Source organism: Gordonia sp. KTR9, from assembly GCF_000143885.2.
GTDB lineage: Bacteria > Actinomycetota > Actinomycetes > Mycobacteriales > Mycobacteriaceae > Gordonia.
Window position 1 is genome coordinate 79,527 of record NC_018582.1, and the last position, 9,954, is coordinate 89,480.

The 9,954-nt window shown below is 63.8% G+C and carries 8 protein-coding genes; 3 read left to right on the top strand and 5 right to left on the bottom strand.

Going from position 1 to position 9,954, the window contains the following annotated elements:
• Positions 1-48: 48 nt before the first annotated feature.
• Positions 49-1,737: a cutinase family protein gene (locus KTR9_RS25530; RefSeq protein ID WP_443134925.1), complete on the bottom strand. Its 1,689-nt coding sequence runs from the start codon at positions 1,735-1,737 to the stop codon at positions 49-51.
• 633 nt (positions 1,738-2,370) lie between these two features.
• On the opposite strand from KTR9_RS25530, the gene KTR9_RS27155 reads away from it, so the two are divergent.
• Positions 2,371-2,772: a helix-turn-helix transcriptional regulator gene (locus tag KTR9_RS27155; protein ID WP_274518073.1), complete on the top strand. Its 402-nt coding sequence runs from the start codon at positions 2,371-2,373 to the stop codon at positions 2,770-2,772.
• A 610-nt stretch (positions 2,773-3,382) separates the two neighbouring features.
• Here KTR9_RS27155 and KTR9_RS25540 read toward each other — a convergent pair.
• The 4 genes from KTR9_RS25540 to KTR9_RS25555 form a co-directional block, all read right to left on the bottom strand.
• Positions 3,383-4,453, bottom strand: coding sequence for a GAF domain-containing protein (locus tag KTR9_RS25540; RefSeq protein WP_014928856.1), 1,071 nt, complete (start codon positions 4,451-4,453; stop codon positions 3,383-3,385).
• 92 nt (positions 4,454-4,545) lie between these two features.
• Entirely contained in the window at positions 4,546-5,361 is an 816-nt protein-coding gene (locus KTR9_RS26730; RefSeq protein WP_014928857.1) for an MBL fold metallo-hydrolase, read from the bottom strand.
• A gap of 76 nt (positions 5,362-5,437) precedes the next feature.
• On the bottom strand, positions 5,438-6,007 hold the full coding sequence (locus tag KTR9_RS27500) for a hypothetical protein (protein ID WP_148281332.1): 570 nt from the start codon (positions 6,005-6,007) through the stop codon (positions 5,438-5,440).
• A 202-nt stretch (positions 6,008-6,209) separates the two neighbouring features.
• A complete protein-coding gene (locus KTR9_RS25555; RefSeq protein WP_238554175.1) occupies positions 6,210-6,608 on the bottom strand; it encodes a hypothetical protein in 399 nt (132 codons plus the stop codon).
• A 585-nt stretch (positions 6,609-7,193) separates the two neighbouring features.
• On the opposite strand from KTR9_RS25555, the gene KTR9_RS25560 reads away from it, so the two are divergent.
• Both KTR9_RS25560 and KTR9_RS25565 read left to right on the top strand, forming a co-directional pair.
• Positions 7,194-7,403, top strand: coding sequence for a hypothetical protein (locus KTR9_RS25560; RefSeq protein WP_005199726.1), 210 nt, complete (start codon positions 7,194-7,196; stop codon positions 7,401-7,403).
• A 173-nt stretch (positions 7,404-7,576) separates the two neighbouring features.
• Positions 7,577-9,598: a hypothetical protein gene (locus KTR9_RS25565; RefSeq protein ID WP_238554176.1), complete on the top strand. Its 2,022-nt coding sequence runs from the start codon at positions 7,577-7,579 to the stop codon at positions 9,596-9,598.
• Positions 9,599-9,954: the final 356 nt, after the last annotated feature.

The following is a 9,954-nucleotide window of genomic DNA, read 5'->3' on the forward strand; positions in this document are numbered from 1 at the left end:
CCCTTTCGGGATCGGGATGAACAGAGATGCCTGCGATGCCCCGCCGCGCTAGGCGGTGGGAACCGGTGCCGACGAACCGACCGGAGACCCAGACGGGACCGGCTCAGTGCTCGGCGTGCCCGACGAAGGCACCGGGAACTGCGGGATCGACGACTCCAGAGACGTCGTCTCCGAGGACGACGGTGAACTGGACTCGCTCGTCGAGGTGTCGGGAAGCGTCGGGACCACTGCTGCCGAGGACGGCGCGGCGGTGTCCGGGGCGAACAGGGTGTCTCCGCCCGTCGATGACTGCGGCAACGTCTTGCCCGCCAGATCGGCGGCCAGCGCGGCAAACCACGTTGCCGTGTACGCGGTCGCGGAGACGCCCGCGGCGGTCGAGCTGTTACTCGTGTAGCTGCCGTGTTGCTGCGCGGTCTGCCAGTACCGCACGAGGTTCGACACGTCGAGCAGTTCGGAGTTGTCGGAGATGTTCTGCTTGACCGCGGTGAACGCTTCGTCGGCCCACCGGTTCACCGTGGCCGGCGGAACAAGCTTCACCGTCGCCTCGAGAGCCTTGGCGCCCAGCAGTGCCAGCGCCGCAGGCGGATTCGCCAGACCAGTGGTCGCCAGTGCGGTGATCGTTGCGGGGGTCAGTACTTCCTTCGCGACCGTGACCACAGCGTTCAGGCCGATCGTGCCGACCTTGACCAACGCATTGAGCGCATCGCCGGCCGACGGCAACGGGGTGCGCGGATCAGAGGCGACTGCCAGCCTTTGCGAGATCGACTGGCTCGGTTGATAGGACAACTCATCGAGCGTTTCGCCCTGGACGTCCTCGTTGATCAGCGGGACCGCAGTCTTGACCGTCGTCAGGGCCAACGCTTCGGCCAGCGACGACAAGGTTTGCACCGGATCGTCCTGATCAAGCTTGCTTTGCCCGACGATGTTGGTCACCAGATGCGTGACCGGGGCATCACTCGGCGCGTCGCACGCCAAATCGCCACTAGCACAGTACGACGCGACCCGACCGGTGAGGTCGCCGTAGTCGCTGGCAGAGTCTGCGACCGGGCCGATGCCGCCGCCCTCGGGCATCGGCTGGCTCAGGGCCGGCACCGTCTCCAGCGACGCTCCCGACGTACCCGGGGCCGGTTCCGGGCGGGATGCACCCTCGCGGCCCGGGAACAGCGGCGAGGCCTTCGGCCGGGTCGGGTCACCGAACAGCGACACACCCGCAACCCGGTCGGCGGGCACCGGGCCCCTGCCCTGTCCGATGTCGCGGGCGACCCGGCCGAGCGCGAACGCTCCCTGCGAGTAACCCGTCAACGCGAAATGGGTGTTGTCGCACCGATCAGAGATCTGCTTGATCATCGAGTTTGTGCGATTCATTGCCTCGGTGACCGACTCGTCGAACTTCATGTCCGATCCGGCGGTCGCTCCGCCGAAACCCGCCGGATACGGCACATACGCGCGCTGCACCAGCGACCCGGCCATGGTCAACAACGGCTTCATCACCGCCGACAACATGCCCGAATCCGTCGTCGGACTCGCATCCGACGACGACTGACCAGTCCCCTGGACTCCCAGCACATACAGCTTCGGGCACACACCCGCACCCTCAGCCGGCGAAGCCGCCACCGACGTGGCTCCCCCAGCCCCCGCCACCACCGTCGCCGCGACCACAAACGCAACCGCGCGATCGCGTGCTGCACGACCCCTCACCGCGCACCACCAATCGCGAGCGGGTACACCGCGTGCCACGCCTGGCGCCACGCACTCAGGTCATCCTCCGGGCCGCTAGGCACCATCAGATGTCCCACCGCACAGCGGGTTCCGGAACCGAGTAGTGCGTCGGAGTCGGCCTCCGAGCCGATGACGCACACCATCCCCGGGCGGCGGGCGGAACACTCGAACGATGTTCGGCCCAGCGGTTTTACCCCGGGAATCGTAGAGAGGTCGGCCGCACGCCGACTCTGGGTAACGCCTACAACATGTGCCACGTCGCGTCCTCGCTGTCCGAGTAAGGCAGCAGCAGGAACGACCAGCTTGACGTTTCACACCCCGCAACGGCGGTAGACTGTGAAACGCCAGGCTCACTGCCGCTCCAACGGCAACCGAGCTAGGTATCCAAATTGCTGGTGGGTCGGGCGAGGTTATAGACGGCTAATCTGGGCCTCACCCGGCCTACCGGTATGTTCTTTCGCCAATCAATTCATGTGACGAAACACCCTTCCGTTCGTGACCTCAAAATAACACACCTGATTATAGTTACATAGTGTGACACCAAGGAGGCGGGCCGACAAGATCGAACGTCGTGACCTATCGCCGCAGCACAAGGTCCGACGGTTGAGTCGGAAGATAATTAGGGGCTTCGATCCGAAGGCCCTGACTGACTTGCGTCGGTCACGTGGTCTTAGCCCCGGCGAACTCGGCAGGGTGGCGGGAGTCAGTGAGAACGCCATCCGATACTGGGAATCGTCTTCATCCTCCCCCCAGATCGACAAGCTCGTGGCCGTGCTCAGGGTGCTTGAAGCTCCGGTCTCAGCGGTTGTAGCGATCGACCGGTCTGATGCGTTGCTGTCAGATCTGCGCATTCTGGCCGGGCTGACGCAGCCGGAACTGGCGGCCGCCGCGGGCATACCCACCTCAACGCTTGCTGCGCTCGAACGCGGGCATCGCCCTCTCTCCGAGAGTTCTGCCGGCGCATTGGCTGTCGTGCTGGGGGTTTCCGGCGATGACGTCCGGGCCGCGTACGAACGCACACGCACGCATCCGCCTCGAACCACAAGGTTCTGAGCGTGCAACGTCGGTCCTTCTAGACCCCGGCTTTGGGCGTTGGGCGGTTCGGTCGGGCTCCCTCCCGCGTTTCCGTCGGAGGGATGCGACGCCCTCGCGTCTACACTTGGCCACGTCAGCTTGGTCAACCTGGCTGATTCCCCGGCCCGGGTGCGATTCAAGCTCGCCAGCTGCACACCCGGGCCGGCCGCCGTCCTATGGGCGCTGCATGACCCGGTCCAAGCACAGGTCATCGGATCGGCCCCGAAACGGTGATGGATTGTCACCATGCGGTCTTCACTCAAGGAAGCCCGGTTTGGCGGGTTGAACGTTGAGATCCCACGCTGGACGAACCCTGCACCGCGCACCTTGGCGCCGCTGGTGTTCTGTGAAGATCGTGACAACGAAAAACCTCCCCGGATGACTGGACTATTGCGACAAGTCAGTAAGTAAGCACTCCGACAATCCGGGTTGCTTAGGAACTGCTCTCTGTGTCGCGACCAGACCCGAATTGTGCGTCAGGGTCGGGGAAAGTCCACCGTGGAGGTGCGCGTTGTAGATGGGATCATAACATCAGAGCAACGGCTTTCAATAGTCCGCTCGGCCCTGAGTGTTGCGCGGCCCCCGGGGTTTACGAGGCCATCGCTTCTTTTGACAGTAGCTCGACCGTGAGGAAGCCGAGGCCGTCCTCGCCGTGTTTATCGGGTGTGATGGTGAACTGGGCCACGTGCCACACATCGGTGGGGCCACCAGCGAATCTGATCCGAGCGCGATACGTAGCTCGTTCCTGCTGGCGAGTGAGAAGTGCCAGCTGCGCTGCCGCGATCGTTTCCTGCTCGTCCTCATGGAAGATAGGGCTGTCGGTAAGCCACGCGCTGAGTGGTGGTGGAGGTGTCCGCAGCCAGTCGGTGACCAGTCCTGTGGCGAAATCGATTCGCCCGAGGCCGGACTCACGTTCTTCGAGGTTGGCGATCACTCGGGCGGTGTGTCTGTTGAAGGCGAGGTATTCGGCGGGTTCGACATCGTTGATGTCGTGCACGACGCCGCGTAGGGCCCACCGTGAGGGTAGGCGGACCGCACGCATGGTCATGTAGCAGCGGTAGCGCAGCTGGTCGTCGCTGTCGCGTGCATGCCGCACAGTGAGTGCGGAGTCGAACTTCGCTCCGTTTTCCAGTCGCCCAGCTTTCATGTCCCGGACGAAAGGTCCGATTTCGGACTCGCGGGGAAAGTCGTAGAAGTACTGGAAGACCTCGGGTGCAACGCGAGTGACGTCTTGGGTAGGGCCGTCGATACCGAGGATGTCGCGTTCGATGTTCGGGCCCTCGTGAATTTGCGCGAGATCGAGCTCCTCGTCGTAGACGAACTCGAACCCTCCGACAAGGCGGCGAGGGGGCGGAACACTGTCGGCGTCGTCGCCGATCCAGAGCTGCACCGCGAACACCACCCCGTTAGGTCCGAACACGGGTTCGGCGATGATCGCTACGTGTGAGATGACCGCCGACTCCGGCTTGCCGGTCGTGGTGACCGTGTCGAGGGCCTTGAGTATCCAGGCGAGGACGGTGTAGTCACCGCGGGGCACTTCGTGCCGCAGTCTGTCGACGGACGTGTATTGAGAACTTTTGCCACCTTTGAAGACCACCGAGGGATCAACCTCGTCCTGGGCTCCAGTTCCCATCGTCTCGACAACAATCCAGTGCGACATTCAAACCCCCTTGCTCACTACTTCTAAGTGGCGCCATGCATGATACTGAACCGGTGGTTAACCGGATACGGCCAGGTTGGTCCTCGGCTGATCTACCGCAAGTGCTCAGAGGCCGCTAGGTGCTCGTACTGTCCACGGTCGTGGGAGCAGATGACGAGGTGTCCCTGATCAGCTGCGATACGCAGCGCCGCATGGTTGCGGGTCAGGGTACTGGGGTCCATCGCCAGCATTCTCTCGACCCGGTCCATAGACGGATCGGCCGTTGATGTGAGGGCGGTGTGGTGCAAAAATGCGTCTCCTGCGTGGATGAGCCATCGATCCCTACGGTGTGGATCGCGGATCGCAACGGCGGCGTGTCCGGCTGTGTGACCGGGCAAAGGGATTAAGACCAGGTCGCCGGCCTCGGTTAGCGGGTGGCCGTAGAAGTTCATGACAGGGACCGCCTCGGCCGGTGCGTAGGTGTGTGCGCGGCTGGTGATCGATGTCAGGTGGTGCGGTCGGTAGCGAATGCGGCCACGAATGCCTGGTCGGCTCGCGGCGGCGAAGAGTTCGGTCACTGTGAGGTGAACAGGGGCGGCGGGAAAGTCGAGCGCGCCGCTGATGTGGTCGTAATCGAGGTGAGTAGCCACGATGCCAGCGACATCTCCTGCGGCGAAGCCGAGGCCGGCGAGTTGCTGAACGGCTGTATCAGCACTTCTCAAGCGGGGACGTACCGCACGCAACGCCTGACCGAGACCCCGGATTGGATGGGCGACGTCCTGCCGCCCGAGGCCGACGTCGACGAGGACCAGTCCGTGGTCGAACTCGACGGCAAGTATGTGGGTGACGCATTCGGGAATGCCCACAGGTGTGAAGGTGCCGCAGTTGAGGTGGTGGACATGACGAACCGATCCGATCTGTGGAAGCACGACCGTAACCCGTCTTTCAGGAAGCTGACGTAAACGACTCCGCAGTACAGCAATCCGCTATCTGCTGGTGTCCGCGTTATGTGCGGAGCGCGGAAAGGTAAGGGAGGTCGACCAGTTCAGCGAGCGCGGCGGCGGGCAGGTCCCCCGATCGGACCTGTCCGAGGTAGCCGCGAAGGATCGCGACGCGCGTGATCTGGGTTTCGAGGTCCGCACGAAGAGGGGGCACAGGGGCGCCGATGAGGCTCACGACGGTACGGGCGCTCTTGAGTAAGGCGTTGCCGATCTCGCTCAGGATCGCGTCGAGCTCACGGCGGGCCCAATCTCGATCGGCGGCCGTGGCCCACTCGTCCAGGGCCACGATCTGTTCGGCGACGGACCCGGCTATATCCATCAAGGCCCAGCAACGTAACGCGTGCTGAGTGTCGTTGCTCGGCAGCCAGCTGCCGCGCCAGGCGTTGCGCCAGGCCGTGCACACGGCTGCGTCTGATGTGCGCGTATTCAGTGCCTTTGCTGCAACTCTCGCCGCATTGCGAGGAGGCGTCGCCAATGGCAAACCGCCAGACCAATTAGTTTCGCGCGAAACCACTTCGGAGCGCACTGCTTCCACGAGCGCTTCGGTACGAATAGTCTCCGCTACGTTCGACATGAGAACCACCTTGATGACGAGACAGGTAGATAGTCGCGACACGATCCTCACAGAAGCGAGGTTCGATGCACGCGACATCGTGGTCGTCATCCAGTGCCGAATACAGCCTCAGGCCCGGAGAGGACACCACGATAACATGCGCAACCGGCAAGGGTAGGTCCCGGACGATGGTCGCCCTCCACGCCTGATCTGGCCTTCGTTCTCAGGCCAGTTTGTCGAGTTCGCCCTCGTTTACTATGCCTGCCCAACGTCCGGACATGTGCCGGTTGAGCGCTGCTATCGTCGCAGCCGGAATGCCGGTGGCGGAGGCCATTCGGTCGAGATCGGCCCGCCGCCAGGTTGTTCGGCCTTTACGGGCGCCGGTCACAATCGCCAGGAACACCTCAGGATCGACCGCAGAAGCCTCGAAGAACTCGTCTGCGCGAACGCCCACGCCCACCGAGGTGAGCACTGGTCGCCACACAGTATTCAGCGTGTGAGCCAGCGCCCAAGACCGCTGGTGATCGTCGAGCAACGGCTCCAGCATGAAATCGATCTGATTGGTGGTGTTGCTTCTCGGCGGGGGACCCGTCAGATCCACGCGGCTCGCACGGGCGATCACAAGATTGCACCTCGCCCGCTCGGCAGAACGTGCATCCTCCCTGCCAGGGACCCGCCGCCGGGATCGTGCAAACTCGCGCAGCCAGTCCACCGTCACGCTGACCCCCTAACTCGTCGTTGTGTGCTGCCCCACACGATTCAATTCACCATGTCTGTCGACAGCGCAGTATAGAAGACGTAGCAAACGGGACGCTTTGGACGTAGAGCCGCGAAGCTCCTCGCGACTTGCCAGCATGACTTGGTGGCTCCCGACCAATACCGCTGATTCTTCGAAATGCCTCAATGGCGATCGGCAAACCACCTCCGAGCACAAGTCGTCGCAGATAAGGACCGGCGCGACCCCATTGAACCGGTTGTTTACCCGCTGGCGTCGATTGGGCGAGAGGCCTTGGAATGCCGGGGTTCTCGGCAGCGAGCTAGCGGCCGACCGCCTGCAATGTCGCAGACCCCGGCCGGGTATCGGAAACTGCTACTACTTCACTCGGCGTGTCGCCCCTGTAGCTGTAACACTTTCGGCAAGACTGGCAGCCGGCGAGCTTGAATCGAACTGCACACACCACCATCAATCGGAAGAGGTGACGCGCACATGCCTAGACCCAGCAAAGGCAAGCGCAAGATGTGGGGTTTCCGAGCGCTCCAAGCCGTGGATCTCGACGCCGCAGCCCGTTCGGCGGGATACGACACGACCAGCCAGTTCATCGCCGACACGATGTATGAGCGCGTCGGCCGCACTGACCTCATCGAAGGCCCTAGTCGCTCAGGGGGTGACCCGGATCAGCTCTCACTGACTGCATGAGTCACAAATAAAAAATTGACGGCCCCCCTGGGGGGACCAGAGGGGCCGTCAAGAAGTTTTTGAGCCAGCGAGTTGGCGCTCGCTGGACTCCAATTTCCCCGAAGGGACAGTCTGTGTCGGACTGGTCTCAGGATAGCGCGCTCCCTTTTGCTCGCGCTAGTTCTGATGAACGCGTGTCGGATCACGACTCGATTACTGAGTCGCGGTGGTCCGAGGTGTACCGGCTGCTGCCTGCGCCCGGTGGTGAGAGCTTCGCGCTGGCCGGCACTGCGACGGCGAACAAGGCTCGCCGGGAGCGCAGCGGCAACCCAATTGAGCTGATTACCGAGGCAGAGCACGCCGGCGGCGGCAAGGCCATTTGGGCAGTCGTGGCCCCGATCCGCAGCGATCTGCTGGTCATCGACCTCGACCGCTGCGCTGAGCAGGTGTGGCCACGCCTCCGCGATGTGCTCGGCGATTATGCCGCGACCGCTGCCTACCTCGCTCGCTCAGGCAGCCCGGACTCGCTGCACGTGATCCTCAAATGCGCCTCGTCTGCTTCTGACCGCGGGGTACGCGAGTTCCTCGCTGATTTGCGCCGCCAGCTCAACCTGTCGGCCCGCCGCATCGACGTGCTGAGCCCAGGGCATCTGCTCCGTCTGCCAGGCAGCGCGTCACTGAAACCCGCCGGCCACCACTGCACACCCGTCAACGATGACCTCAAACCCATCACCGCCGTTCAGACTGCTGAGAGGCTGCGTGCCGCCCTCGGCAGTGATGAGCCAGGACCTGTGCAGGCCGCCTTCGCCCGCCACGACGACGGGTGGTGTGTGCAGCTCGACGCCGAGGTGTACCGCCCCGGACTCGAGGTAGAGGTCCACCGTCGCGACGGTCAGGTCAAGCGGGTGCGTATCGGCGCGGTCGTTTCCCATGCCGGCGACCGGGTCCGTGCCGCGATCACTGACGACCTCACTCCCCACTCCCCCACCCCGGGTCCGATGGTCGCGCTGTCCGCGGCCGCGCAGATGCACGAACTCGCCCCTGACACCGATGGTGCGGAGGAGTTGCAGTGGCAGGCACCACGAGCCTGGCGGCGGCGCACGCCCATCTCTGCGCAGCAGTGGCGCATCCTCAACGACACCGGAGGCGAGGACCGCTCAGCGGCTGCGACGGCCGCGGCGTGGGTGTTGTGGGACGTCGGTTTGCGTTCGTTCGCGGCGGTGCGATGGTTCTACGCCCACTGTCCAGCCTTTGCGAAGTTCCGCGACCGCGACGGTGACCGCCGGCGCGCCCGCTCTGCGTGTGCCGCGCACTGGCAGAGCATCACTGCGCGTGCCAGTACCCACCGGCCGCCGCTGGACCCCGCCGACCAAGCACTTGTCGACGACGCCCTGACCGAGGTCGCCACCTGGGACGAACCCGACCTCGTCGCGGCCGCGGTCGCCGTCATCACCCACCGGTTCACCGACGGCCACGGCCTCGTCGATCGCCCGATCGCCAAACGGTGCCTCGCGAACTGGATGTCGGTGTGTGACAGCCGTGCGTACGTCCACCTTCAACGCCTCCAGGAGCGTGGCCTGCTCGTTCGCACCCGTGATTGGCAGGATGGGCCAGCCAACGAGGCTGCCCTGTACTCGCTACGGGTGCCAGACACTTTTTACCGGGGAAATGGCGCCCATGACGTCACAGACCCCCATCGCCTCCACCCCCTCTGGGGGCAACTAGGGCACCACGCTCATGCCCTGTGGTCCTCGCTGTCCAGCCAAGGAAGGGCGGTCACCACCCCCGAGGTGGCGGCTAAGTCCCCCCTACCCCCTGGCGGTACCGGATGGGGCGTCTTGGGCCTGCTCAACACACTCGGTTCGTTGGGGCTGGTCACCCGGATCGGCACGGGGAAGGGAACCCGCTGGACAGTCACCCCCACTCAGTCAGACCAGGGAGCTGTCGACTCCGCGGCTACCTCTAGCGGTGCGTTCGAGCGAGCGAAACAACTCCGCGCGCGGATCGTTGGGGAACGCAAGGCCTACCACGCCGAAGGGCCAGGTGAGCGGGCTCGCATGCGGAGCGGGCTCAAGGTTCTTCGGGACCGTCTAACCCACACCGATATAGCCGGACGCGAGCAAGGCAGCCTGTTCGTCACTGTGGCAGCCGAGACGTCTGGTCGCAGCCACTACCGGTGGGCCGGTGCGCGGCCTGCGCCGCCACCCGATAGTTGAGGACCCAGTCCGCCATCTGGGCCCCCCACCACGTCCATGCTGCTCGTCTCCACCTCCATCCAGAGGGAGCGCAGACGAGGGTTATAACTCTACAACCGCCCAACGCCTAAACATTAGAGCTTGGGAACGTTAGGCGATGGAAACGTTAGAAGCTGGGAAAGTTGTGCGCGTGTAACGTTGTCCCTTGGGAACGTTGTGTAGTTAAATAGTTCCAATGCCGGGTAGTTACAGCGCTACAAAGTTGTGGCGCTGTAACGCAATAACGTTGCAACGCGGCAATTATCAAACGTTGCACGAGTCCAAGGTTTCAGGGTCGCAACGTTGCAACGTTCTGCCGCTACAAACCTGAAACGGCA

Coding starts and splice junctions, on each gene's coding strand:
- KTR9_RS25540 (WP_014928856.1), bottom strand. CDS start 4,453: ATGTCGCACTGGATTGTTGTCGAGACGATGGGAACTGGAGCCCAGGAC.
- KTR9_RS27500 (WP_148281332.1), bottom strand. CDS start 6,007: ATGTCGAACGTAGCGGAGACTATTCGTACCGAAGCGCTCGTGGAAGCA.
- KTR9_RS25560 (WP_005199726.1), top strand. CDS start 7,194: ATGCCTAGACCCAGCAAAGGCAAGCGCAAGATGTGGGGTTTCCGAGCG.